Raw genomic sequence first — 24947 nt, 5'->3', positions numbered from 1 at the left:
GCGGGCTCAGGCCGTCGCCGGGCCCCAGCGCAGCCGCACACCCTCCCCGGCCAGCGACGACCGGAACCACCACAACGACACGGCGATCCCGACCCCCACCAGCGCGAACGACCCCGCGGTGGCCACCACCAGGTAGGCCTCGACGGTGGCCACCGCCAGCGCCAGCAGCGTGGTGGCGCCGTTGATCAGGAACACCAGCGCCCACAGCAGCGACACCCGCCGGAAGAACTGCTGGACCTTCGGTCGCGAGGTCAGCGCCTCCGGGAACGCCACGAAGTCGTCCGCGAGCCGGGCCAGCAGCGGTCGCCCGCCGCCGAACAGCGTGACCAGCAGCGCCGCCGCGAAGATGAAGTTCTGCGCGGAGGGCTCGAGGAAGTACACCAGCGCGCTGCCGGTCCAGAGCCCGACGACCGTGCGCACCACGAGGATCGCCGTGGAGATCAGCAGGATCGCCGGCAGCGCGCGGCGCCACAGCAGGCGCGCCAGCACCGCGAGCGCCGACCAGCCCAGGGCGGCCCAGAGGCCGGCGTCGAAGCCCGCGGTGTGGAGCAGCAGCGCGAAGAGCCCGAGCGGGATCAGGATCGACTCGAGCAGCGGCACCACGGCGTGCCGGGCCATGTCCCGCCAGTGCGGGAGGTGGATCGTCGTGCCGTGGTGGTGCGCCATACGGGTGCGCCGCCTCTTCGCCGGGGAACGGTCGTCGTCGACGGTAGCGACCAGGATGACGGCGGGTGCCCGGACCCCCCGATTTCACGGGGCATTCACGTGTTATCGAACACCGACCGTATCCGTGGCCGCCCGGATCGACTCCCGCAGTGACCCCATGGTGGCGAAGACGGCGGACGGCTCGTACCCGCAGTGGGCCATGCAGTTCTCGCACTTGGAGTTGCGGCCCCGGCCGTAGGAGTCCCAGTCGGTCTCCTCGATCAGCTCCCGGTACGTCGCCACGTACCCGTCGTCGAGCAGGTAGCAGGGCTTCTGCCACCCGAGCAGGGAGTACGACGGGATCGCCCAGGCGGTGCAGTCGAAGTCCTGCTTGCCCTCGAGGAAGTCGAGGAAGAGCGGCGAGTGGTTGAGCCGCCACTTCTTGCGGCGCCCGTCGGCGAAGGCCTTGCGGAAGAGCTCGCGGGTCTGGTCGACGCCCAGCCAGTGCTCCTGGTCGGGGGCCCGCTCGTAGGCGTAGGCCGGCGAGATCTGCATGTTGTCGACGCCGAGGTCGTCGTTGAGGTAGTCGAGGACGTCGATGACGTCCTGCGGGGTGTCGGTGTCGAAGAACGTGGTGTTCGTGTAGACCTTGAATCCCGCCGCCTGGGCCTGCTTGATCGCGTCGACGGCGGCGTCGAATCCGCCGACCTTGCGCACCGACGCGTCGTGGCGCTCGCGCAGCCCGTCGATGTGCACCATCCACGCGAAGTTCTTGTGCGGCGAGAACTTGTGGAGGTGCTTGGGCAGCAGCAGCGCGTTCGTGCAGAGGAAGACGATCTTGCCGCGGTCCAGCAGCTGCCGGACGATCTCGTCGATCTGCGGGTGCATCAGCGGCTCACCGCCGGCGATGGAGACCATCGGCGCGCCGGCCTCCTCGATGGCGCCGACCGCCTGCTCGACCGGCATCCGCTGCTTGAGCAGCGACGCCGGCTGGGCGATCTTGCCGCAGCCCGCGCACTTGAGGTTGCAGGCGAACAGCGGCTCGAGCTCGACCAGGATGGGGAACTTCTTCCGCCCCCGGATCCGCTGCTCCATGAGGTAGGTGCCGAGCTTGATGCTCTGGCGCAGGGGGAAACCCATCGTCAGCTCACTTCCTTGGGAAGGGTGAAGTGGACGTCCTCGGTCGTGGTCGGCCGGGGGGTGACGGTCACGGGCCCGAGCCCGCGCAGGAGGTCGACGACGCTGCCGACCCCGCCGTCCACGAGGTGGTCGGGAGCCGAGGCGCCCGCGGTGACCGCGACGCGCCGCGCCCCGGAGAGCCAGGACAGGTCCAGCTCGTCGGGGCGGTCGACGCGGCGGGCGTCGGTCCCGGCGCGGACGCCGACCTCCGCCAGCCGCACCGAGTTCGAGGAGTTCGCCGAGCCGACGACGACGAGCCGGTCGGCCTCGGACGCCACCGCCCGCACCGCGGCCTGGCGGTTGGTGGTGGCGTAGCAGATGTCCGCCGAGCGGGGCTCGGACAGCGCGGGGAACCGGCGGCGCAGCACCGCCGCGATCGCCTCGGCCTCGTCGACGGCGAGCGTGGTCTGCACCGCGGAGGCGACCCGGCCGGGGTCCGGGGCGGTGACCGTCTCGGCCTCCGCCTCGCTGCCCACGACGATCACGGTGCCGCGCGCCTCCTCGGCTTCGCCCACGGTGCCCTCGACCTCCTCGTGCTCGGCGTGGCCGATGAGGAAGACAGTGGCGCCGCGGTCGGCCTGGCGGCGCACGCCGGCGTGCACCTTGGTCACCAGCGGACAGGTGGCGTCGACGACGGTGAGGTGGCGCGAGGCGGCGGTGCGCCGCACCGCGGGCGCGACGCCGTGCGCGGCGAGCACCAGCGTCGCGCCCGTCGGCACCTCGTCGGCCTCCTGGACGAACACCGCCCCGCGGCGCTCGAGGTCGGCGACGACGTGGCTGTTGTGCACGATCTGGCGCCGCACGTAGACCGGCGGCCCGTGGCGCTCGAGGGCCTGCTCGACGGTGGCGATGGCCCGGTCCACGCCCGCGCAGAACGACCGGGGCTCGGCGAGCAGGACCTCGCGGGGCCCGAGGGCCGCGCACCAGGCGGCGACGGCGGGGGCGGCGCGACGCAGCGAGGTGAGCGCGGCGATCCCGCGGGTGACGGTGCCGGGGTGGACCAGCGGGTGGTCGGGGGTGTCGACGACGGCCCGGACGACCGCGAACGGGACGGCGTCGTCGTCCGGGGCCAGCCAGGCCGATTCGGTGTCGACGGCGAGGGGTGGCCGGTGCGCCAGCAATGGCGCATTGCTCCCATCCGACGCGAGGACGGCGCCGTTCACCCGCGTCGGGGCCGCCCCGCCCCGCGCCAGCAATGGCGCATTGCTCCCATCCGACGCGAGGACGGCGCCGTTCGCCCGCGGCCCCGAGGCCAGCGCCGTCCGGGCCGCCCCGGTCACCACGCGCTCGGCCGAGACCACCGGCCCGACGTGCACCGTCAGCCCGGCCGCCCGCAGCACGGCGGCCAGCAGCGGCGCGCTCGCCACCCGCACCGACCGGCCGGCGGGGTCGCGGACCTCGTCGGCCACCACGAGGTCGCCCGGCGCGAGGCCCCGCGCCAGCGCCCCGGCCACTCCGGCGACCAGCCGCGGCCGGTCCCCGAGCCCCCGGGCCGCCGCGACCGAGCGCCGCGGCCCGGAGCCGGTGGTGACCACCTCCGCCGTCGGGACCCGGACGTCGCCCGCGCCCGCGAGGGCCCGCCGCTCGATCGCGAGCGGCGTGGCGACGACGGGACCGGTGCCGGTCATGCGACGCCGTCCCACCCGTGGACCCACCGCCCGAGGGCCGAGATCGGGAACACGACCCGGTAGAGGTGGTAGGCGATGTAGAAGTCGCCGGGGAAGCCGGTGCCGGTGAACTGCTCCTCGTCCCAGCCACCGTCGGGGCGTTGGGCGTCGACCAGCCACCGCACGCCGCGCTCGGTGGCCGCCGACCGGTCGCCGGCCGCGATCAGCGCGAGCAGCGCCCACGCGGTCTGCGACGGCGTCGAGGCCCCGCGGCCGATCCACGCCGGGTCGACGTAGGAGCGCAGGTCCTCGCCCCACCCGCCGTCGTCGTTCTGGTGGTCGTGCAGCCAGCGCACGGCACGGCGGATCGGCGTCGACCCCGGGTCGATCCCGGCCGCGACCAGCGCGGGAACGACGCCGCCGGTGCCGTAGAGGTGGTTCGCGCCCCAGCGCCCGAACCACGACCCGTCGGCCTCCTGGGCACCGAGCAGCCAGCGCACCCCGCGCCGGCATTCGACCGTCCCGCTGCGCCCTTCGCTGGCGAGCGCCTCCACCACGTGCGCGGTGACGTCCGCCGACGGCGGGTCGATCACCTCGCCGAAGTCGCAGAACGGGAGCTTGTTGACCAGCTCGCGGGTGTTGTCGGCGTCGAAGGCGCCCCACCCGCCGTCAGCGGACACCATGCCGGCCGCCCAGTCGAGGCCCCGGTCGACGGCGTGACGCAGCTCCGCCCGCTCGGCCTCGGACAGGCCCGCGTGCTCGGACCGGCGCAGCGCGAGCACGACCTCGGCGGTGTCGTCGGTGTCGGGGTAGACGTCGTTGGCGAACTCGAAGGACCAGCCGCCGGGGGCCAGCGTCGGGCGCTGCACCGCCCAGTCGCCGGTCAGGGTGACCTGCTCGTCGAGCAGCCAGCGGGTGCCCGCGACGACGGCCGGGTCGTCGGCCGGGACGCGGGCGTCGTGCAGCGCGTTGACCGCCAGGCAGGTGTCCCACACCGGCGACTGGCAGGCCTCGAGCCGGATCACCGGGCCGTCGGGGGAGTCGGTGGTGAGGGTGAACCCGTCGAGGCCGCGGATCGCGGCGACCACCGACGGGTGCTCGCGGGGGTAGCCGAGCAGCACGAGCGCCATCAGCGAGTACACCCACGGCGGCTGGATGCCGCCCCACCCGCCGTCGGCCTCCTGCCGGGCGAGGATCCACTCGCCGGCCTTGCGCATCGCGCCGCGCCGGATCCACGCCAGCGGGCCGCGGCGGGCGGCGCGGGCGTAGGCGTGCAGCCCGACGTCGAGGCGGGAGAAGAAGCCCGACCAGGTCCAGACCGGGTCGAACGCCGCGGGCGCGGCCCCGGTCCGCAGCTCGGCGATGTCGAAGTCGACCGGATGGGAGGGGCGCAGGGTCGACACGACCGTCAGCGGGACGACGGTCTGGCGGGCCCAGCACGCCCAGTCGGACACGTTGAGCGGGAACCACCGCGGGAGGTGGATGAGCTCGGGCGGCATGGCGGGCAGGTCGTCCCAGGACCACAGCCCGACGAGCGCCAGCCAGACGCGGGTGAACACGCGGGTGCGCTCCACCCCGCCCTGCTCGCGGACGAACTCCGCCGCCGAGAGCATGTGCGGCGCGCCCGGGTGGTCGCCGGCCAGCCGCAGCGCCACCCACGCCTCGGCCGTCGTCGACAGGTCGCCCGGGCCGCCGGCGAACGTGGCCCACGTGCCGTCGGCGCGCTGCTGCGAGCGGATCCAGCGGGCGGCGCCCGCGGTGCGCTCCGGGTCGGAGATCTCCAGGACGTGCCGCAGGAGGAGGTCCTCGGCGTCCATGGTCACGTTGGTGTCCAGGTCGCCCTTCCACCACCCGGCGGCGTCCTGGCGGGAGCGCAGGTGCGCGATCCCGGCGTCGAGGGCCTCCTCGACGGTGCGGGTGGTGCGGGTGGTGGTGTCGGTCGCGGGCACCGACAGCGTCATGCTCAGGCCTCCCGGTCGGCGAGGTGACGGCCGAGCGCGACGAGCTCGGCACGGGCCCGCGTCGTCGCGGGGTCGGTGGTGGGCAGGTGCTCGGCGAGGGTCGCGAGGGCGGTCTCGGCGGCGGCGAGCCGACGACGGGCCTCGTCCCCGGCCCACGCGCGCCCGCCGCCCGCCTCCACGAGGGCGGCGCCGCGGCGCAGGGTCAGTTCGTCGTCCCCGTCCTCGGGACGCGCGAGCCAGGCCGCCAGGTCCCGCCCGGCGTCGCCGCCGTGGACGACGGCCCAGGTGACCGGCAGGGACTTCTTGCGCTCCCGCAGGTCGGCCAGGACCGGCTTGCCGGTGACCGACGGGTCGCCCCAGATGCCGAGCAGGTCGTCGACGAGCTGGAACGCCAGCCCCAGCTGCTCGCCGAAGGTGCGCAGCGCGGCGCACGCGGCCGCCGGGGCCCCGGCGAGGACGGCGCCGACCTCGGTGCTCGCGCCGAGCAGCGTCCCGGTCTTGCCGTGGGCCATCGCGAGGCACTCGTCGACGCCCACGTCGTCGCGGTCGGCGAACGCGACGTCGGCGACCTGGCCGCCGACCAGCTCCCGCACGGTGCGGGTGAGCAGCAGCGCGGCGGCCGGGGCGCCCGAGGAGGGATCCTCGAGCAGCACCTCCTGCGCGAGCGCCAGCATCGCGTCGCCGGCGAGGACCGCGGACGGTGCGCCCCAGACCGCCCACACCGTGGGACGGTGGCGGCGCTCGGTGTCGCCGTCGATGAGGTCGTCGTGCAGCAGCGAGAAGTTGTGCACCAGCTCGACGGCCGCCCCGCCGGGCACTGCGACGGCGGCCGGCGCACCGCAGGCCTCGGCCGCCAGCAGCGCCAGCGCGGGCCGGAGCGCCTTGCCCCCGCCGCGCGAGGGGTTGCCGTCCCGGTCGGTCCAGCCCAGGTGGTAGGCGCTCTGCGCGGCGCTGGCCGGGTCGAGGCGGGCGACCGCGGCCCGCAGCGCCGGGTCCACCAGGTCCCGGCAGCGGCGCAGCACCGCGGCCACGTCGACCGTCGTCGGGTCGGTGCGCTGGCGGGAGCGGTCCTCCCGCGGGGCGGCCGTCACGCCGCCGCCCCCGTCCGGTCGCCGGCACCCCACCGGGCACTGGTCACCACCGCCGCCGCGTCGTCTCCACTGCGCACGGCACCCTCCATCGTCGCGGGCCATCCGGTGTCGGTCCACGCGCCCGCCAGCGCGAGGGCGGGCAGCGCGGTCCTGGCGGCCGGGCGGTGGGCGGCGGTGCCCGGAGCCGGCCGGAACGTCGCCCGGGGTTCCCGGGTGACGAAGCCGTCGAGGAGTCGCGCCCCGGCCACGGTGGGCAGGAGCCGACCCAGCTCGGTCGTGAACCGGTCGACGAGTGCCTCGGCCCCTACCGGGAGGTAGGCGTCGGCGGCCGACAGTGACACGACGACGTACTGTGCGCCCGTTGGCAGGGCCCCGTGCGCACCCGATCGGTCGAACACCCATTGCACCTCGGTGTCGGTGCCCGCGGCGAACGGGACCGGCAGCACGGGACGGTCGAAGACCAGGTGGACGTCGACGATCGGGCTCGCGCCGAGCGCGTCGGCCGCGGCCGCGACCGGGGTCCGCACGGGGTCCGGCAGTACCGCGGCGGCCGCCTCCGGTGGCAGGGCACACACCACGGCGTCCACGTCGAGGGCCTCCCGGGCCCCGTCACGGCCGGTCGCGGCGACCCGCCACCCGCCGTCGGCGCGGGCCACGTCGCCGACCTTCGTCGCGAGCGCCACCCGCACGCCGGCCGCCTCGAGGGCGCGGCGGGCGGCGGTGTCGTGGAGCTCGCCGAGGGGCACCGACGCCCACCCGATGTCGGCGGCGCCGGCGTCGCCGAGCAGCCCGATGTGGAAGACGGTCGCGGCGAGCGCGAGCGATGCCTCGTCGGCGCCGGCGTTGAGCGTGGGCGTGCCGATGAGGTCCCACAGCGCGCGGATCGCGGCCGGCCCCTGGCCGTGGCGGCGCAGCCAGTCCCCGAACGCCTGGGTGTCGACGGCGGGGTCGGCCGGGTCGAGGCGGCGCAGCGCGGCCGCGGCGCGGGGCAGGGCGAGCCGCTCCCGCCAGGGCACGGCGTCGTAGCGCAGCAGGGCCCGGGCGAGGTGGGCGCCCGGGATCCGGCCGACGACGGCGGGTGGGGCATCGCGGCGCAGCCGGGCCGGGGGCCGGCCCGGCCGCAGGACGGTCACGTCGAGGCGCTCCTGCAGTGTCGTCGACCCCGCCACGCCGAGCCGGTCCAGCAGCCCCCGGTAGGCGTCGCAGCAGCGCAGGAACACGTGCTGGCCGGTGTCGACGTGCGCGTCCCCGCGGCGGAACGAGCCGGCGAGCCCGCCCAGGCGCGCCCGCCGCTCGAGCAGGGTGACCTCGGCGCCGGAGTCGGCGGCGCGCAGGGCGGCGGCGATCCCGGCCAGCCCGCCGCCCAGGACGGCGACCCGCGGGCCCGTCACCGACGCCTCCCCGGGCCGGCCGCCGCGTCCAGGCCGGTCAGGGCGCGCACCGCGACCAGCGCCTTCTTCGGCGCGGACAGCGACAGGCGCCGGTCGTAGACCGCGCGGGGGTCGGCGGTGATGTCGTCGAGCAGGCGCCGGTAGATGCCGGCCATCGCGGTCGTGCAGGCCGCGCTGCGCCGGTCGAGCAGCGGCACCAGCTGCAGGCCCTCGTCGTAGTACCCGCGGGCCCGGACGGCGGCGTCGCGCAGCAGGTCGGCGAGGGCGCCGCCGGGGTCGTCGAGGGCACCGTCGGAGCGCAGCCGCAGCACCACACCGGCGGCCTCGAGCTCGGCGGTCGGCAGGTAGATCCGTCCGTTGAGGAGGTCCTCGCGGACGTCGCGCAGGATGTTCGTCTGCTGCAGCGCGAGCCCGAGCGCGTCGGCGAGCCGCGGCGCGCGTCCCTCGGGGTCGGCGCCCGGTCGGGTGCCGAACACCCCGAGGCAGAGCCGCCCGACCGACCCGGCGACGCACCGGCAGTACCAGAGCAGGTCGGAGAACGTCCGGTACGGCGCCGAGGGGACCCCGGTCCGGGCGTGCTCGTCGTCGGCGGTGACGTCGGCCTCGACGCCGTCCACCAGCTCGTCGAACGCGCCGAGCGGGATCGGGAAGCGTCGGGACGCGTCGGCGACCGCGGCCAGGACGGGGTCGCCGTCGTCGCCGTCGGCACCGTCGTCGGTGTCCCGCAGCGTCGCGAGCCGGACCCGCAGCTCGGCCAGCGCGGCCTGCTTCGCCGCGGTGTCGCCGCGCTCGTCGCCGAGGTCGTCGATGCGGCGCGCGAGCGCGTACACCGCGCAGAGCGCGGCCCGACGGTCCGGGGGCAGCAGCCGGATGCCGTAGTGGAAGTTGCGCGCCTGGGTCCGGGTGATGGCCTCGCAGGTGGCGTAGGCGCGCGCGGTACGGGGGTCGGACACGACGGCGGTCACGGGCGGGGACCTCCTCGTCTGGGGGCATGGACCCGGCGGGGTGACGCCGCGAGCCGGGCCAGATGACGCACGACGTCACGACGACGGGTCCGGGCCGTCCGGCCGAGCACGTCGCCGCCGGTGCGGTCGACCGCGTCGGCCGCGGCCGCCCCACCGGCGACGTAGCCGGTGACGGCGAGGCGGGCCGCGCCGCGCAGGCGCCCGATCAGCGGGGCGCCGTCGGCGAGCAGGGCGCGGGCCGCGGCGCACTCGCGCAGGACGAGCCCGCGCAGCGCCGGGGACGCGGTGGGGGCGTCGAGGTCGGTCTCGGTGACGCCGGCCGCGTCGCGGGCGTCGGCGGGGAGGTAGACCCGGCCGCGGGCGCGGTCCTCGGCGACGTCCTGGAGGTGCTCGAGCAGCTGCAGGGCGGTGCAGACGCGGTCGGACCCATCGAGCATCCCGGGGGTGGCGTCGACCTCGAACGCGGCCAGGACGAGGCGCCCGATGGGGACCGCGGAGAGCCGGCAGTAGCCGAGGAGCTCGTCGCGGGTGGCGTAGCGGGTGACGGTCTGGTCGGCGCGGTTCGCCGCGACCAGGTCGTGGAACGGCGCCACGGGCAGCAGCCCGGTGTGCGGGGCGAGCGCGCCGATCACCCCGACGTGGGCCGGGGCGCCGGAGAACACCCGGTCGAGGTCCTCGTCGAGTGCGTCGAGCGTCGCCAGGCGCTCGCCGGGAGCGAGGTCACCCTCGTCGCCGACGTCGTCGATGGTCCGCACCACGTCGTAGATGCTTCGCAACACGGCGCGCCGCCCGGCGGGGAGGACACGCAGCGCGACCGGGAAGTTCTCTGCCCGTTCCGCACCCCGTAATCGCGTCTCGCCGTCGACCAGGGCCGACACGCGGTCGTCCATGGCACCCGATGTTGCTTGTGGGGGACGCGACAAGTCTTGACCCGGACGATCAGTTCGATCGTTCGTTTTTGTCATCGCGGCACAGGAGGCACCGGATTATCGTCGATCGCGGCGGGGGCGCCGGCAGTCCACGGCTCGTGGAGAAGGCAGGGTGAGGTTTGTCCGAGATCTCGGCACCGTCGCTCGACGCCCTCACCGCGGCCGTCGGACGGCGTGTCCCTGCTCTCATGGTCGAGGTGCGCGACGCGCTCGCCGAGCGGGTGCCCGACTACGCGGACTTCCTCGCCGAGCACGAGCAGGAGGTGACCGCGGGCGTCCTCGCGATGCTCGGCCGTGTCGTCTCGCAGGCGAACGACCACACCACCGACCGCACGGCGGAGCGGGAGTTCTTCGAGGACCTCGGCCGCTCGCAGTGGCGCGAGGGCCGCGACCTCCCGGACCTGCTCGCCGTCTACCAGATCGGGGTCCGGGTCTTCTGGCGGCACGTGTCCGCGGCGGCGCTCGAGGTCGGGCTGGCCCCGGACGCGCTCGCCGCCCTGGCCGAGACGGTGTTCTTCTTCGTCGACCAGCTCTCCTCGGCCTCCGCCCACGGCTACGTCCTCGAGCAGGAGGAGGCCGGGGCGCTGCGCGAGCGTCACCGCGAGGAGCTCGTCGACCTCATGCTCTCCGAGTCGACCGACCCGGCCGCCGTGCGCGCGGCGGCCCGGCGGGCGGACTGGCCGGTGCCGGAGAAGGTGTCGGTGGTGCTCGTCGAGCCCGACGACGCGTCCGGGCGCCGGGCGCTCTCCCGGCTCGACTCCCGGTCACTGCCGATCCGGCGCCCGCCGCTGCTCGGCGCGGTCGTCCCGAACGGGGCCCGCTCGGCCGAGCGGGCGGCGCTCACCGGCCTGCTGCGCGGCGCCCACGCCACCGTCGGCGCCGCCGTGCCGCCCGAGCAGCTGGGCCGCAGCCTCGACCTCGCCGAGATCGCGGCGCGGCTCACCAAGGAGCACCTGCTCTCCGACGACCCGGTCTTCGTCGCCGACCACCTCGACGCGATCATCGTGCACCGCGACCGCCGGCTGCTCGACGCGCTCGGCGACCAGGTCCTCGCCCCGCTCGAGCAGTCCGCGCCGTCGTCGCGGGAACGGCTGCGGGAGACGTTGCGCTCCTGGCTGCGGCACATGGGCGACCGCCGGGCGATGGCCGAGGAGCTCCACGTGCACCCGCAGACCGTCCGGTACCGGATGGGACGGCTGCAGGAGCTGTTCGGGGACTCGCTGGACGACCCGGCGGTGCGGGCGCGGTTGATGCTGGCGCTGGCCTGGCGCGATTAGGTGGCCTTCGGCCTCGTGAGCACTAAGTGTCGGTATAGCGACACTTTGTGCTCACAAGGCCGGAGGCCACCTAGTTGGCGTGCAGGGCCGCGTTCAGCTCGACCTGCGCGCCCTCGGTGCGCGGCAGCGCCTCGACGGCGCCGCTCGTGGAGTTGCGGCGGAAGAGCAGCCCGGAGCGCCCGGAGAGGTCCACCGCCTTCACGACGCTGTGGTCGTCGAGGGTCACGCGCGTCCCGGCGGTGACGTAGAGCCCCGCCTCGACCACGCAGTCGTCGCCGAGGGAGATCCCGACGCCGGCGTTCGCGCCGAGCAGGCAGCGCTCGCCCAGCGAGATGACCTCCTTGCCGCCGCCGGAGAGCGTGCCCATGATCGACGCGCCGCCACCCACGTCGGTCCCGTCCCCCACGACCACGCCGCCCGACACCCGGCCCTCGACCATCGAGTGGCCCAGCGTCCCGGCGTTGAAGTTGACGAAGCCCTCGTGCATCACGGTGGTGCCCTCGGCGAGGTGCGCGCCCAGGCGGACCCGGTCGGCGTCGCCGATGCGGACCCCGGACGGGATCACGTAGTCGACCATCCGCGGGAACTTGTCCACCGAGTACACCGTGACCGGCCCCCGGCCCCGCAGCCGCGCGCGGACCCGCTCGAAGTCCGGCACCGGGCACGGCCCGTGGTTGGTCCACACCACGTTCGCGAGCAACCCGAAGATGCCGGTCAGGTCGACGCCGTGCGGCCGGACGAGACGGTGCGAGAGCAGGTGCAGGCGCAGGTACACGTCATGGGCGCTGGCCGGCGGCCCGGTGAGGTCGGCGACGGTGCGCACGGCGACGACCTCGACCCCCCGGTCCTCGTCCGTGCCCAGCGCGTCGACCAGCGACGGCTCCAGGTCTCCGGCGGGGACCACGACGGTGCCGGGCTCCTCGCTCACCGGATCGTCCTGCGCCAGCTCGGGCAGGGGGTACCAGGTGTCGAGGACGGTGCCGTCGAGCGCCACGGTCGCGAGGCCGACACCGAGGGCGCGGGTGGGGGTCTGGGCGGTCGGGGTGCTCATCGCGTCCAGCCTATCGACCGGGCTCCTAGGGTGGCGCCGTGAGCGCCGCCCTCGACCTGCACGCCGATCCCGTCGACCTCACCGCGGCGCTCGTCGACGTCGCCAGCGTGTCGGGGGAGGAGAAGGTGCTCGCCGACGCCGTCGAGACCGCCCTGCGCCGGGAGCCGCACCTCGAGGTCGTGCGCTGCGGGGAGACGGTGCTCGCGCGCACCGCCCTCGGGCGCGACCGGCGCGTCCTGCTCGCCGGGCACCTCGACACCGTGCCGATCGCCGACAACGTGCCCTCCCGCCGCGAGGGCGACCTCCTCTACGGCTGCGGGACCTCCGACATGAAGGCCGGCGTCGCGGTCATGGCGCACCTGACGGCGGCCCTGGCCGAGCCGGCGCACGACGTCACGCTCGTGCTCTACGACTGCGAGGAGGTCGAGGCCGTCCGCAACGGGCTGAACCGGGTCGAGCGGGAGCGGCGGGACTGGCTGGACGCCGACCTCGCGATCCTCGGGGAGCCGACGTCGGGCCTGGTGGAGGGCGGCTGCCAGGGCACCATGCGCGTCGTCGTGACCCTGCACGGGCGGCGCGCCCACTCGGCCCGCTGGTGGCTGGGGGAGAACGCCATCCACGCGGCGGCGCCGGTGCTGGCCCGGCTGGCGGCCTACGAGGCGCGCGAGGTCGACATCGACGGCTGCGTCTACCGCGAGGGCCTGCAGGCGGTGCGCATCGGGGGCGGGGTCGCGGGCAACGTCGTCCCCGACGAAGCCGAGGTGACGGTCAACTTCCGCTTCGCCCCGGACCGGTCGCTCGCCGACGCCGAGGCCCACGTCCGGGCGGTCCTCGCGGGGTTCGCGCTCCGCGTGACCGACGCCGCGCCGGGCGCGCTGCCGGGGCTGTCGGCGCCGGCCGCGGCGAAGTTCGTGGCGGCGAGCGGGGAGACGCCGGTCGCCAAGTACGGCTGGACCGACGTCTCCCGGTTCTCCGCGCTCGGCATCCCCGCGGTCAACTTCGGGCCGGGCGACCCCAACCTCGCCCACACCCGCGACGAGCACGTGGACGTCCGCCGCATCACGGCGGGCGCGGAGACGCTGCGCCGCTATCTGGCGTAGGCCCGGGAACGCACGAACGGCCGGTTCGTGACCATCGAGGGTCACGAACCGGCCGTTCGTGCGCGGGGGGAAGGGGCTCAGCTGGCCGCGAGCGCCGCGTCCCGCCCGGCGAGCAGCTGCGAGGTGACCCCGGTGACCCGCTCGCCGGCGAACCGGGCGGCCTGCCGGGTCTCGTCGGCGATCGGGATGGCGCCCTGGCCGTCGACGTGGGAGACGCCGTACGGGTTCCCGACCTGGAACATCACCGGGTCCGTGTACCCCGGCGAGACGATGAAGCCGCCGAAGTGGTGGATGGTGTTGTAGAGCGCGAGCAGCGTCGACTCCTGGCCGCCGTGCAGCGTGGCCGACGACGTGAAGCCGCTGTAGACCTTGTCGGCGAGCAGGCCCTGCGCCCACTGCGGCCCGAGCTGGTCGATGAACTGCTTGAGCTGCGCGGCCACGTTCCCGTACCGCGTCGGCGTCCCGAAGACCACCGCGTCGGCCCAGAGGACGTCGTCCGCCGTGGCCTCGGGCACACTCGCGGACTCCTCGCGGTGGGCCTTCCACTTCTCGTTCGAGTCGACCGCCTGCTGCGGGGCGAGCTCGGCGACCTGGCGCAGGCGCACCTCGGCGCCGGCCTTCTCGGCGCCGGCCGCGTACTCCTGGGCCAGTTGGTGGATCGTGCCGGTCTGGCTGTAGTAGATGACGGCGACCTTCGTGGCCATCAGGCGGGACCTCCGAGACGAAGAAGTAGTTGCTTCTTCAACCGGTTACCCGTCGAGGGCGGTCGGACACACTGCGATGCGGCCAACACCGGGTGACCAACCGACGACCACGGGCATGCGCCACGGTCGTGCGTCCCTACCCTGGCGACCATGACCGGGCCCCACTACGACTACGACCTCACCACGCCGCGCCCGACGACGATCGACAAGCGGCGTCCCGAGCACAAGGACCCGGCCCGGCTCTCGTCGACCACCGACCAGCGCCTGCTCGACTCGCGCGGCCCCGCCGACTGGGTCCACTCCGACGCGTGGCGGGTGCAGCGCATCCAGGCCGAGTTCGTCGAGGGCTTCAGCGTGCTCGCCGAGATCCCGCGGGCCGTCACCGTCTTCGGTTCCGCCCGCACCAAGCCCGACCACCCCGACTACGAGACCGGGATGGCCCTCGGAGCCGCCCTCGCCCGGGCCGGGTACGCCGTGATCACCGGCGGCGGCCCGGGGATCATGGAGGCCGCCAACCGGGGGTGCTCCGAGGCGGGCGGCCTGTCGGTGGGCCTGGGGATCGAGCTGCCGTTCGAACAGGGCCTCAACCCGTGGGTCGACCTCGGCGTCGGGTTCCGCTACTTCTTCGCCCGCAAGACGATGTTCGTCAAGTACGCCCAGGCATTCGTCTGCCTGCCCGGCGGCTTCGGCACCCTCGACGAGCTCTTCGAGGCGCTCGTCCTCGTCCAGACCGGCAAGGTGACCCGCTTCCCCGTCGTGCTGTTCGGCTCGCACTACTGGGGCGGCCTCGTGGACTGGCTGCGCTCCACCGCGCTCGACCACGGCGTCATCAGCCCCTCCGACGTCGAGCTGATCACCGTGACCGACGACGTGGACGACGTCGTGGCGATCGTCGAGAAGGGCTTCGCCGAGCTGGTCGCGGACCCGGAGCCGGGCCCGGAACCGCAGTGACCGCGGTCTGCGTCTTCTGCGCGTCCGGGCCGGTCGCGCCCGAGCACCTGGCGCTCGCCCGCGATCTCGGCACCGACCTCGCCGCCCGGGGCTGGACGCTGGTCTCGGGCGGGGGCCGCGTCGGGATGATGGGCGAGGTCGCGCGGGCGGCCCGGGCCGGGGGCGCGCACACCGTCGGGGTGATCCCGACGGGCCTCGTGGACCGCGAGGTCGCCGACACCGAGTCCGACGAGCTCGTCGTCGTCGACGGGATGCGCGAGCGCAAGGCCGCGATGGACGCGCGCTGCGACGCCGTCGTCGCGCTCCCCGGCGGGCTCGGCACGCTCGAGGAGCTCTTCGAGGCCTGGACCGCGCGCTACCTCGGCATGCACGCCAAGCCGGTGGTGCTCTGCGACCCCGGCGGCCACTACGACGGGCTGCTCCGCTGGGTCGAGGACCTGACCGGCACCGGCTTCGTCTCGGCACGCTCGCTGGACGCGGTGGTCCGCACGACGACGCCGTGCGCGGCCCTCGACGCCGTCGCGGCGGCGCTGCCGGCGCCGACGTGACGGCCCGCCACGAGCCGTGGTTCTCCGCGCGGACGTGGGCCGACCCGCCCTGGAGCCCGGCGGAGCTCGTCGCGGCGAAGGCCGGGCGGCGCGTCGCGGTGGTGCTGCCCGCGCTCGACGAGGAGGCCACCGTCGCCGGGGTGGTCGCCGCGGTGACGCCGCTGGTGCCGGCGCTGGTCGACGAGGTCGTCGTCGTGGACTCGGGCTCCACCGACCGCACCGCCGCGCGGGCCCGGGCCGCCGGCGCCCGGGTGGTGACCCGGGAGGAGGCGCTCCCCGGCGTCGCGGTCCGCCCGGGCAAGGGCGAGGTGCTCTGGCGGGCGCTCGCCGCGACCGCCGGCGACCTCGTCGTCTACCTCGACTCCGACCTGGTCGACGTCGACGCCCGCTTCGTCACCTCGCTGCTCGGCCCGCTGCTCACGGTGCCCGGCGTCGAGCTGGTCAAGGGCTTCTACCACCGCCCGCTGCGCCTCTCCGAGGACGACGTGCTGGCCACCGGCGGCGGGCGAGTCACCGAGCTGGTCGCCCGCCCGGCCCTGGCCGCGCTGCGCCCGGAGCTCGCCGGGATCGTCCAGCCCCTCGGCGGGGAGTACGCCGGCAGCCGGGCGCTGCTGGAGTCGCTGCCGTTCGCCGGCGGGTACGGCGTCGAGCTCGGGCTGCTGCTCGACACCCACGCCACCCGGGGGCTGGACGCGATCGCCCAGGTCGACCTCGGGGTCCGCAAGCACCGCCACCGCAGCCTGCGCGCGCTCGGCGTCACCGCCGCGGAGGTCCTCGACGTCGCCCTGCGCCGCTGCGGGGGTCTCGACGACGGCCCGCGGCCGCTCACGCAGTTCGTGCCGGTCGCGGGGCAGTGGCTGCCGGAGGTCCACGACGTCGCCACCGGCGACCGGCCCCCGATGCGGGAACTGTCGGCCGCGGCGGGCCGGCCCGCGGGTCGGTGAACGGCGCCGTCCTGGCATCTGGTGGCAGCAATGCGCCATTGCTGCCACGGCTGGGGCGAGGCCCGCGGGTGGGTGAGCGGCGCCGTCCTGGCATCTGGTGGCAGCAATGCGCCATTGCTGCCGGCGGGGTGGCCCGGCCACCTGACGGTGGGTGTCGGGCCCCCGTGCCACGATCGACCCATGGGGAGCGCGCTGGTCTACGTCCTCGTCGTCGGGGTCGTCGCGGCCGTCGTCTACGCCGCGACGGCGTTCCTGGCCGGGCGGGGGGAGGAGCTCGAGCCGATGCCGCCGGGCGCCACACCGACGCGCCTGCCGGCGCGGGACCTCACGGCGGTCGACGTCCGCGGGCTGCGCTTCCAGCAGGCGTTCCGCGGCTACCGCATGAGCGAGGTGGACTGGGCGCTGGACCGCCTCGCCGCCGAGGTCGACGCGCTGCGCGCCCGCCTCGCGGTCCACGAGGGAGCGGCGCCCGCCCCGCCGGAGGACGACGCCGAGCCGCTCACCGACGTCGTCGGCCCGCCGTCCGACCCCTCGCCCACCGACCCCACCGCCGGCGTCGCGACGCCGTCGGGCACCGCGTCCAGCTCGGAGGGCAGCGCCCATGGCCACGCGTGACATCACCGTCGGCGTCGACATCGACGCGCCGCAGGACCTCGTCTGGAAGGCGGTGACCGACTGGGAGGGCCAGGGCGAGTGGATGCTGGGCACCACGGTCCGGGTCACCCGCGGGAACGGGGTCGGGGTGGGCTCGGAGCTCGCCGCGACCACCGGGATCGGTCCGCTCGGCGTCACCGACTCGATGCGCCTGGTCGGGTGGGACCCACCCCACCGGGCCACCGTCGTGCACACCGGCGCCGTCGTGCGCGGCTCCGGCACGTTCACCGTCGTCGAGCGGGGGCCGGACGCGTCGCGCTTCGAGTGGGGCGAGCGGCTGGACCTGCCGCTGGGCCCGCTGGGGGCGCTGGGCTGGCCGATCGTGGCGCCGCTCTTCCGGTTCGGTCTGGCGCTGTCGCTGCGGCGCCTCGCCCGGCGGTGCGCGGCGGAAGCGGGGCGGGCGTGAGCGCGGCGGTTCCCGACGGTGCCGTGCTCGGCGAGGACGGCGTCGCCCGCTGCCCCTGGGGCTCGGGGGACCCGCTGCTGCGGGAGTACCACGACACCGAGTGGGGCCTCGAGCTCCACGGCCGCGACGCGCTCTACGAGCGGCTGTGCCTGGAGGCGTTCCAGTCCGGCCTGTCGTGGTTGATCATCCTGCGCAAGCGCCCGACGTTCCGGACCGCGTTCGCGGGGTTCGACGCCGACGCGGTCGCGGCGTTCGACGACGCCGACGTCGAGCGCCTCCTCGCCGACCCCGGCATCGTCCGGAACCGCCGCAAGATCGAGGCCGCGATCGCCAACGCCCGGGCCGTCCTCGAGCTCGAGCGCGAGGGCCCGGGACTCGACGCGCTGCTGTGGTCGTTCGCACCCGACCCGCGGCCCGCTCCACCGGCGACCCTCGGCGACGTCAACGCGACCACGCCCGCCTCCGAGGCGATGGCCAAGGAGCTGCGCCGGCGCGGGCTGCGCTTCGTCGGCCCGACCACCGCCCACGCGTTGATGCAGGCCACCGGCATGGTCGACGAACACCTCGCCGGGTGCTTCCGCAGCGGGGTCCGGGCGACCGCCTGACCGCCGCGCCACGCCCGATGATCGCTCCGGTGTCGTGCGCGTCGGCCGGATGGGGAAGAATCACCGCGCGGCGTACGACGCCCACCGCTGGTGGCGCGGGCGCCGCCGTCGACCGTGTGGAGGGAGTACGACTATGGCGGCCATGAAGCCCCGGACCGGTGACGGTCCCCTCGAGGTCACCAAGGAGGGGCGCGGCATCGTCATGCGCGTGCCGCTCGAGGGTGGGGGCCGGCTCGTCGTGGAGATGACCGCCGACGAGGCGAGTGACCTGCGGGAGGCGCTCACCTCCGTCTCCTCCTGATCGGGTGACCACCACGACGGGCCCGGACGTGACCGGCGGCCCGGCCCCCGGCACGCCCTTCGCGCAGCCCTCCCTCCCGACACCGCTCGCCGACGTCGTCTGCGTCGACCCGGGCACCGGCCCGGCCGGCGACGCGGTCGTCCTGCTGCGCCGCACCGCGGACGCCGCCGGGGAGTCCGTGGCCGCCCCGGAGGCGACGCCCAGCGGCTGGGTCGCCTCCGCGGGCGCGGTCGCCGCCCTGCCTCCCGACGACGGCGCGGGGCGCTGGCTGGTCGGCGCCGGCGCGGGGTCGGCGTCCGACTGGCGTGCCGCGGGGGCCGCCGCGGTCCGCGTGGTGTCCGGGCGGACCGACCCCGGCGCGCTCTACGGCGCCGTCGAGGGCGACGACGACGCCGTCGCCCGCGTGCTCGTCACCCCCGACGACGGCCAGCCCGGTCCCGACGACGACGCCGCCTGGGCCTCCCTGGCCACCGGGCTGCTGCTCGGGTCGCACCGCTTCGGGGTGAAGTCGAGCCCGCAGGCGGCACCACCGACGGTTCGCGTCGCCGTCCCCGACGCGTCCCGGCCCGCCGTCGAGCGCGCGCTCGTCCTCGCCCGCGCCACGGCCACCGCGCGCGACCTCGCCGACACCCCGTCGGGTGCGAAGTCGCCGGCCTGGTTCGCCGACGAGGCGACGGCACTGCTCGGCGCCGTACCGGGGCTCGAGCTCGCCGTGCGGGACGAGTCGTGGCTGGCCGAGCAGGGCTTCGGCGGCGTGCTCGCCGTCGGCGGCGGCTCGTCGCGCCCCCCGCGGTTCCTCGAGATCTCCTGGTCCCCGGCGGGCGCCGGCCGGCACGTGGTGCTCGTCGGCAAGGGCATCACCTTCGACACCGGCGGCATCTCGATCAAGCCGAACGCCGGCATGGCGGACATGCGCACCGACTGCTCCGGCGGCGCCGCCGTCGTCGGGGCGCTCGCGGCGGTCGCGACCCTGGAGCTGCCGGTGCGGGTCACCGGACTGGTCCCGCTCGCCGAGAACCACGTCTCGGGCTCGGCGTACCGGCCGGGCGACGTGGTCCGCCACTACGACGGCCGGACCTCCGAGGTCACCAACACCGACGCCGAGGGCCGGATGGTGCTCGCCGACGCCCTGGGCTGGGCCGTCGCGACCCTCGCCCCCGACGTCATGGTCGACGTGGCGACGCTGACCGGGGCGATGAAGGTGGCCCTCGGGACGCGCACCGGCGGGCTGTTCGCGACCTCGGAGGACCTCCGGCGCCGGATCGTCGACGCCGGGTCGTCGACCGGCGAGGCGTGGTGGCCGATGCCGCTGGCGGACGCGCACACCTCCGACGTCGACTCCACGCTCGCCGACGTGCGCCAGGCCCCACCCGGACCGGGCGGGATCGTCGCGGCGCTGTTCCTGCAGCGCTTCACCGCCGGCCTGCCGTGGGTGCACCTCGACATCGCCGGGCCCGCCCGCTGCGACTCCCCGCACGAGGAGGTCGCCAAGGGCGCCACCGGGTTCGCGGCGCGGACGCTGGTGGAGTTCTGCGCGGCCTACTGATGTCAGGAACGAGTCGTTGCAGACACTGGACGTCTGCAACGACTCTTTCCTGACATCGAGAGGTGGGGGTCAGCGAGCGAGCACCGACGCGCAGAGCAGCCCGTCGGACACCGGGAGCAGCAGTGGGGCCAACCGCTCGTCGGTGCGGACCGCGCGCACCGTCTCCCGCAGCGCCGTCGAGATGGCCTCCCGGCGCGCCGCATCGGTGACCCGACCCGTCCACAGCACGTTGTCCAGCGCCACCACCCCGCCCGGGCGCAGCAGCCGGACGGCCTCCTCGAGGTAGCGCGGGTACTCGACGGTGAGGGCGTCGACCAGGACGAGGTCGTACCCGGCGTCGGACAGGCGCGGCAGCACCTCGAGCGCCCGCCCGGTGATCATGCGAACCCGGCCGGCGGGGAACCCGGCGTCCACGCACGCGCGGCGGGCCAGGCCCTGGTGGGCGGCCTCGGTGTCGATGCTGGTCAGGAGGCCCTCGCGGGGCATCCCGCGCAGCAGGCTCACGGTGCCCAGCCCGGCGCCGGTCCCGATCTCGACGACGTGGCGGGCCCGGGTGGCCGACGCGAGGAACGTCAGCGCCGCGCACGCCCCCGCACCGATCGGGACGATGCCGTGCTCGGCGGCCCGCTCCCGCGCGGCGGTGAGCACCTCGTCCTCGTCACCGAAGCGTTCCGCGCGGGCCCGGAGCTGCTCGGTTGCTCCCGCCTCGCCGGCGGGGTCCGCGAGCGCGACGGTGACGGCGGCGTCGTCGGGGCGCTCCCCGGCGGGCGCGACGTCGGTGTCGGCCGCGTCGTCGGGGACGTCGTCGACGACGCGGGGCCGCGCCGGCTCGGGGGGCGGAGCGGCGGCGCCGGAGCCGCGGCGGCCGGGCGGGGTGGCCGTGGCCGGGGAGCGCAGCGGGCCGGTCGGCACCCGCGGGTAGACCGGGATGCGGGTGTGCGCCCCGCGCGCCGCCGGCGGGCGGGCGGCGCCGCGGCGGCGGCCGGCGAGGCCCGGCGCGGACATCGACGCGCCCGCGTCATCGGCGGGCGTCGGCGTCGTCCTGTCCGCGGGGGGCCGGGAGCCGCCCCGGGACGCGTCGGCCGACGAGGCCGGCGGGCTGGACGGGGACGAGGGGGACGTGGTGGAGTCGACGACGCGCAGGGTGGCGCGAGCACGACGTTCGCCGTCCCCCCGGCCGCGGCGACCCCCGTCCTCCGTCACGCGGCCCAGGCTAGATCGCGAGCGTGCCGCCGGAGAACGCGCCGCGCCGCCGTCGTCCCCGATGGGTCGACCCCTCCGCTCCCGTACTTCCTCAGGCCCCTCTCAGACGACCCTCACCCGGGTGTCATCCCCCTCGGCGAGAGTGAGCACATGACCGAGACGCTCGCCGCGCGCCCCGTCGGACCCGACGCGGACATCGACGCGACCGGCACGCGCGCGGGCTTCACCGACGCCGCCGAGGGCTGGACCCCGCCGTCGTGGGACGACGTGGTGCGCGAGCACGCCGACCGCGTGTACCGCCTGGCCTACCGGCTCACCGGCGACGCGCACGACGCCGAGGACCTCACCCAGGAGACCTTCATCCGGGTCTTCCGCTCGCTCGCGGCCTACCAGCCCGGCACCTTCGAGGGCTGGCTGCACCGCATCACGACGAACCTGTTCCTCGACATGGTGCGGCGCCGCGGCCGGCTGCGGATGGAGGGCCTCCCGGAGGACACCGACCGGCTGCCCGGCGGCGGTCCGGACCCGGAGCAGGTGTTCTCCGAGGCCCACCTCGACCCCGACCTGCAGGGCGCGCTCGACGAGCTGGCGCCCGAGTTCCGGGCCGCGGTCGTGCTGTGTGACGTGGAGGGACTCTCGTACGAGGAGATCGCGGCCACGCTGGATGTCAAACTGGGGACCGTGCGCAGTCGCATCCACCGGGGACGTCAGGCGCTCCGCAGCGCGCTCGAGCGGCGCCGCGCGGAGCGGGCCGCCGAGGAGAGGGCCGGCGGTCGCTCGCCGGTGACGCTCGGCGCCGGGACGACGCCGTGATCGGCCGGCGCCGCAGCACCCCGTGGTCGCGCTGGGTGGGTGCGGTCTCCGAGGCCCTGCCCGGCGGGCACCTCTCGCTCGACGCGGTGGTCGCGCACGTCGACGGCGAGCTCCCGCCGGGTCCGGCGGCCCGCGCGGCCGCGCACGTCGACCGCTGCCCGGCCTGTGCCGGCGAGGTCATGGCCCAGCGCCAGGCCCGCCGACGCCTGCGCGGCGCCGACACGCCGGGTGTCCCGGCCTCGCTGCTGTCCTCGCTGCGGGCCATCCCCGAGGTCGCCGAGCTGCCCGAGGCCCCCGCGGGGCTCACGCTCGACGCGGACGGGGCCTTCGTCGTGCCGTCGGGTTCGCCCGGCACGGCCGGGCGCCGCCGCGCCCGGCGCCGGCGGCTGCCGGTGGTGGTCGCCTCCGGGCTGGTCGCGGGCGCGGCGGTCGTCGTCGGGCCCGTGGTCGCGGCCGGGGCCGTCCCCGCCGCGGTGGCTCCCGGCACCGACCAGGCCCCCGGCGCGGGCGCCTCGCTCACCGCCGCCGTCCCGACGCCCCCGGTGGGCGACCGGGGTCCGCTCGCCGGCGCCTCCGAGCACGCCGGGCCGGCCGGCGCGGTGCCGGTGGTCGGCCCGCCGACCACGACGCGGCCGCCGTCACCCGGCACTCCCGGGCGACCCCCCGCCTGACCGCTCCTTCACCCCGGACCCCCGAGGATCGGGTGGTGTCGCAACGCCGTCCCGCGCGCTCTACCGTGGAAGGACGATGACCACCCACCGCGCGCGCACGGCGAGTAGGGCGCTCACCGGAGCGCAGCCATGAGCAGCCCCTGGTCGCGACACGCGACGACGGAGCGCCCCGGCGCGCCCGACGAGGACGCCGAGTCCGACGCCCCTCCGGACGACCCCACGCCGCCGGAGGCCGCCGCGTCCACCAACGGCCACCGCAGCAACGGGCACGCCCGGCCGGCGGAGCACCCGGACCGGGTGGAGCAGGCCGGGCCGGAGCAGGCCGGGCAGGAGCACGCCGGGCCGCTCGAGCACGCCGGGCCGGCGTCGACGGACACCGACGTCCGGCCCCTCGACGACGGCGAGATGGCGGCCGCCTTCGGGCGTCCCCCGGACGGGCACACCCCGCGCCGGGACCACGACACGGGCCATGACACGGGCGACGACGCCACGGCCGGCGCCGGCACCCGTCGTCGGGACCAGGCCGGGTCGCGGGAGCCGTCGGTCGCGCTCGCCAGCGCCTTCGGACGCCCCCAGGGCGCCCCGGAGACGCTGCAGCGCCCGGCCGAGGGCCACGCGCCCGCCGAGCACACCGCCGACGACCTCTGGGACGCCGAGACGACCGAGCGCGACCCGTGGCGCGACCCGGCGGCCCCCGTCGAGCTCGGCGCGCCGGCGGTCCGCGAGGCGGAGCCGGGTCCCGACCGACGGGGCACGGGGCCGCGGCTCTCCGCCCGCGAGCTGCTGTTCGGGCGGCGGGTGGCGCCGGGCGCGCTGGTCCTGCTGGCGGTCGTGGCGCTGCTGGTGGGCGCGGTCGGCGGGGTGGTCGGCCACCTGACCGCCGAGGGCTCGGACACGCTGATCGACCCCGGCGCCACCCTCGCGCAGGTCGACGCGGGCAAGGAACGGCCCGCCGGGTCGGTCTCCGACGTCGCGGGGCGGGTGGTGCCCGCCGTCGTCTCGATCGAGGTCCGGTCGGGCACCACGGGCGGGACCGGGTCCGGCGTCGTGATCGACCCGCGCGGCGACATCGTCACCAACAACCACGTCGTCTCGCTGGCCGCGACCGACCCGCGGGCGACGCTCGAGGCGGTCTTCTCGTCCGGGCAGCGGGCGACGGCGCGGATCGTCGGGCGCGACCCGCAGACCGACATCGCGGTGGTGAAGGTCGACGTCGCGAACCCGACGGTCGCGCAGCTGGGCCGGTCGTCGGACCTGCGGGTCGGCGACGGCGTCATCGCGATCGGCTCGCCGCTGGGCCTCGCCGGGACGGTGACCACCGGCATCGTCAGCGCGCTGCGCCGGCCGGTGCGCCTGGACGCCGAGTCCGCCGACGCCAACCCCGTCATCGACGCCATCCAGACCGACGCCGCGATCAACCCCGGCAACTCCGGGGGCGCGCTCGTGGACTCGACCGGGGCCGTCGTCGGGATCAACACCGCGATCCGCACCCTCGGCGGGACCGACAGCTCCGGGCAGGGCGGGTCGATCGGGCTGGGGTTCGCGATCCCGATCGACGACGTCCGCACCATCGCGCAGTCGCTCATCCAGACGGGCGGGTTCGCCCACACCGACCTCGGGGTGAACGCCAAGTCGGTCACCGACGGGACCTCGGACGGCGCACAGATCCTCAACGTGCGCCAGGGCGGTCCGGCCGACCGTGCCGGGGTGCTCGAGGGCGACGTCGTGACGCGGGTGGACGACCGGCCGATCGCCTCGGCCGACGAACTGACCGTGGCGATCCGCGAGCACCGGCCGGGTGAGACCGTGACCCTCGGCGTCGTCCGTGGCGGACGGCCGCTGTCGCTGCAGGCGCAGCTGTAGGAGGAGCGGTGTTCGAGAGCGTCGGGTGGGGCGAGATCCTGGTCCTCGCGCTGGTCGGGCTCTTCGTGCTGGGGCCGGAGCGGCTGCCCGGGGCCGTGCGCTGGGTCGCGGACACGGTCCGCACGGTGCGCGAGTACGCCGCCGGCGCCCGCGACCAGCTCCGTCAGGAGATCGGCCCGGAGTTCGAGGAGCTGCGCAAACCGCTCGAGGACCTGCGCACGATCCGCGACCTCGACCCGCGGCGCGCGGTGCGCCGCACCCTGTTCGACCCGGTCGCGGACGGCACGTGGAGCGGCGCCGCCACCCCCGCGTCGCCCGACCCGGCGGCGACGGCGGCCGGCGCGGCCGCGGCACTCCCGTCCGGCAACGGCACGTCGGGCACCAACGGGCACGGGGTGCCGGCCGCGGGGCCGGGCGGCGTGGTCAAGGGCCAGTCGGACCGCGGGACGCCGCTCGCGCCGGGTGAGGCAGCACCGTTCGATCCGGACGCCACCTAAGGTGCGCTTCGCGCCCGTGAGCACCAAATGTCGGTATAGCGACAC

The 24947-nt window shown here is 76.1% G+C and carries 25 protein-coding genes; 14 read left to right on the top strand and 11 right to left on the bottom strand.

Annotation, left to right across the window (positions count from 1 at the left end; genetic code table 11):
• Positions 1-6 precede the first annotated feature (6 nt).
• From HH311_RS03485 to hpnC, 8 genes are all read right to left on the bottom strand, one after another.
• Complete coding sequence (locus tag HH311_RS03485; RefSeq protein ID WP_169182133.1) at positions 7-666, bottom strand: VC0807 family protein; 660 nt, start codon at positions 664-666, stop codon at positions 7-9.
• A 102-nt stretch (positions 667-768) separates the two neighbouring features.
• Entirely contained in the window at positions 769-1785 is a 1017-nt protein-coding gene (gene hpnH, locus HH311_RS03480) for an adenosyl-hopene transferase HpnH (RefSeq protein ID WP_169182132.1), read from the bottom strand.
• A 2-nt stretch (positions 1786-1787) separates the two neighbouring features.
• A complete protein-coding gene (gene ispH / locus HH311_RS03475) occupies positions 1788-3452 on the bottom strand; it encodes a 4-hydroxy-3-methylbut-2-enyl diphosphate reductase (RefSeq protein ID WP_169182131.1) in 1665 nt (554 codons plus the stop codon).
• The gene (gene shc / locus HH311_RS03470) at positions 3449-5392 is read right to left on the bottom strand and encodes a squalene--hopene cyclase (RefSeq protein WP_169182130.1); all 1944 of its coding nucleotides are present in this window, start codon (positions 5390-5392) and stop codon (positions 3449-3451) included. The genes ispH and shc overlap by 4 nt, the downstream gene beginning before the upstream one ends.
• Before the next feature lie 2 nt (positions 5393-5394).
• A complete protein-coding gene (locus tag HH311_RS03465) occupies positions 5395-6483 on the bottom strand; it encodes a polyprenyl synthetase family protein (protein ID WP_312029921.1) in 1089 nt (362 codons plus the stop codon).
• Complete coding sequence (hpnE, locus tag HH311_RS03460) at positions 6480-7874, bottom strand: hydroxysqualene dehydroxylase HpnE (protein ID WP_169182128.1); 1395 nt, start codon at positions 7872-7874, stop codon at positions 6480-6482. Before hpnE ends, HH311_RS03465 begins: the two co-directional genes overlap by 4 nt.
• Positions 7871-8839, bottom strand: a complete 969-nt coding sequence (locus HH311_RS03455) for a squalene/phytoene synthase family protein (RefSeq protein ID WP_312029920.1) — start codon at positions 8837-8839, stop codon at positions 7871-7873. Before HH311_RS03455 ends, hpnE begins: the two co-directional genes overlap by 4 nt.
• Positions 8836-9729: a squalene synthase HpnC gene (gene hpnC, locus HH311_RS03450; protein ID WP_169182127.1), complete on the bottom strand. Its 894-nt coding sequence runs from the start codon at positions 9727-9729 to the stop codon at positions 8836-8838. Before hpnC ends, HH311_RS03455 begins: the two co-directional genes overlap by 4 nt.
• A 158-nt stretch (positions 9730-9887) precedes the next feature.
• Here hpnC and HH311_RS03445 point away from each other — a divergent pair, with 158 nt between their 5' ends.
• Positions 9888-11045: a CdaR family transcriptional regulator gene (locus tag HH311_RS03445; protein ID WP_248291996.1), complete on the top strand. Its 1158-nt coding sequence runs from the start codon at positions 9888-9890 to the stop codon at positions 11043-11045.
• Positions 11046-11115: 70 nt separating this feature from the next.
• On the opposite strand, the gene dapD is transcribed toward HH311_RS03445, so the two are convergent.
• On the bottom strand, positions 11116-12096 hold the full coding sequence (gene dapD, locus HH311_RS03440) for a 2,3,4,5-tetrahydropyridine-2,6-dicarboxylate N-succinyltransferase (protein ID WP_169182126.1): 981 nt from the start codon (positions 12094-12096) through the stop codon (positions 11116-11118).
• A 38-nt stretch (positions 12097-12134) separates the two neighbouring features.
• Between dapD and dapE the strand changes: the two genes are divergently transcribed.
• Positions 12135-13196 carry a succinyl-diaminopimelate desuccinylase gene (gene dapE / locus HH311_RS03435; protein WP_169182125.1) on the top strand — a complete coding sequence of 354 codons (1062 nt, stop codon included), beginning with the start codon at positions 12135-12137 and terminating at the stop codon, positions 13194-13196.
• Between the two features lie 77 nt (positions 13197-13273).
• Here dapE and wrbA read toward each other — a convergent pair whose 3' ends face one another.
• A complete protein-coding gene (wrbA, locus tag HH311_RS03430; RefSeq protein WP_169182124.1) occupies positions 13274-13900 on the bottom strand; it encodes an NAD(P)H:quinone oxidoreductase in 627 nt (208 codons plus the stop codon).
• Positions 13901-14050: 150 nt separating this feature from the next.
• On the opposite strand from wrbA, the gene HH311_RS03425 reads away from it, so the two are divergent.
• The 8 genes from HH311_RS03425 to HH311_RS03390 all read left to right on the top strand — a co-directional run bounded on the left by HH311_RS03425 (position 14051) and on the right by HH311_RS03390 (position 19855).
• Entirely contained in the window at positions 14051-14851 is an 801-nt protein-coding gene (locus HH311_RS03425; RefSeq protein WP_169182123.1) for a TIGR00730 family Rossman fold protein, read from the top strand.
• Positions 14848-15399 carry a TIGR00730 family Rossman fold protein gene (locus HH311_RS03420; RefSeq protein WP_169182122.1) on the top strand — a complete coding sequence of 184 codons (552 nt, stop codon included), beginning with the start codon at positions 14848-14850 and terminating at the stop codon, positions 15397-15399. The genes HH311_RS03425 and HH311_RS03420 overlap by 4 nt, the downstream gene beginning before the upstream one ends.
• Positions 15396-16343, top strand: a complete 948-nt coding sequence (locus tag HH311_RS03415; protein ID WP_169182121.1) for a glucosyl-3-phosphoglycerate synthase — start codon at positions 15396-15398, stop codon at positions 16341-16343. The genes HH311_RS03420 and HH311_RS03415 overlap by 4 nt, the downstream gene beginning before the upstream one ends.
• Positions 16344-16523: 180 nt before the next feature.
• A complete protein-coding gene (locus HH311_RS33065; RefSeq protein ID WP_169182120.1) occupies positions 16524-16958 on the top strand; it encodes a DivIVA domain-containing protein in 435 nt (144 codons plus the stop codon).
• Complete coding sequence (locus tag HH311_RS03405; protein ID WP_169182119.1) at positions 16945-17403, top strand: SRPBCC family protein; 459 nt, start codon at positions 16945-16947, stop codon at positions 17401-17403. Before HH311_RS33065 ends, HH311_RS03405 begins: the two co-directional genes overlap by 14 nt.
• Positions 17400-18008 (top strand): DNA-3-methyladenine glycosylase I, encoded by a 609-nt coding sequence (locus HH311_RS03400; protein WP_169182118.1) that lies wholly within the window; start codon positions 17400-17402, stop codon positions 18006-18008. The genes HH311_RS03405 and HH311_RS03400 overlap by 4 nt, the downstream gene beginning before the upstream one ends.
• Positions 18009-18141: 133 nt before the next feature.
• On the top strand, positions 18142-18309 hold the full coding sequence (locus tag HH311_RS03395) for a DUF3117 domain-containing protein (protein ID WP_169182117.1): 168 nt from the start codon (positions 18142-18144) through the stop codon (positions 18307-18309).
• A 4-nt stretch (positions 18310-18313) separates the two neighbouring features.
• Positions 18314-19855 carry a leucyl aminopeptidase family protein gene (locus tag HH311_RS03390; protein WP_312029919.1) on the top strand — a complete coding sequence of 514 codons (1542 nt, stop codon included), beginning with the start codon at positions 18314-18316 and terminating at the stop codon, positions 19853-19855.
• A gap of 69 nt (positions 19856-19924) precedes the next feature.
• On the opposite strand, the gene HH311_RS03385 is transcribed toward HH311_RS03390, so the two are convergent.
• Positions 19925-21058, bottom strand: coding sequence for an O-methyltransferase (locus HH311_RS03385; protein WP_312029918.1), 1134 nt, complete (start codon positions 21056-21058; stop codon positions 19925-19927).
• Between the two features lie 150 nt (positions 21059-21208).
• Between HH311_RS03385 and sigE the strand changes: the two genes are divergently transcribed.
• From sigE to tatB, 4 genes are all read left to right on the top strand, one after another.
• Complete coding sequence (sigE, locus tag HH311_RS03380; RefSeq protein WP_211189488.1) at positions 21209-21871, top strand: RNA polymerase sigma factor SigE; 663 nt, start codon at positions 21209-21211, stop codon at positions 21869-21871.
• Positions 21868-22542 carry a zf-HC2 domain-containing protein gene (locus HH311_RS03375; RefSeq protein ID WP_169182116.1) on the top strand — a complete coding sequence of 225 codons (675 nt, stop codon included), beginning with the start codon at positions 21868-21870 and terminating at the stop codon, positions 22540-22542. The genes sigE and HH311_RS03375 overlap by 4 nt, the downstream gene beginning before the upstream one ends.
• A 129-nt stretch (positions 22543-22671) precedes the next feature.
• Complete coding sequence (locus HH311_RS03370; protein WP_169182115.1) at positions 22672-24405, top strand: trypsin-like peptidase domain-containing protein; 1734 nt, start codon at positions 22672-22674, stop codon at positions 24403-24405.
• 8 nt (positions 24406-24413) lie between these two features.
• Positions 24414-24902 carry a Sec-independent protein translocase protein TatB gene (tatB, locus tag HH311_RS03365; RefSeq protein ID WP_169182114.1) on the top strand — a complete coding sequence of 163 codons (489 nt, stop codon included), beginning with the start codon at positions 24414-24416 and terminating at the stop codon, positions 24900-24902.
• Positions 24903-24947 lie beyond the last annotated feature (45 nt).

This window comes from Actinomycetospora sp. TBRC 11914 (assembly GCF_012933465.1).
Classification (GTDB): domain Bacteria; phylum Actinomycetota; class Actinomycetes; order Mycobacteriales; family Pseudonocardiaceae; genus Actinomycetospora.
The sequence above is the reverse complement of the archived record's forward strand: the minus strand, read 5'-3'. Positions and strand labels throughout refer to the sequence as shown.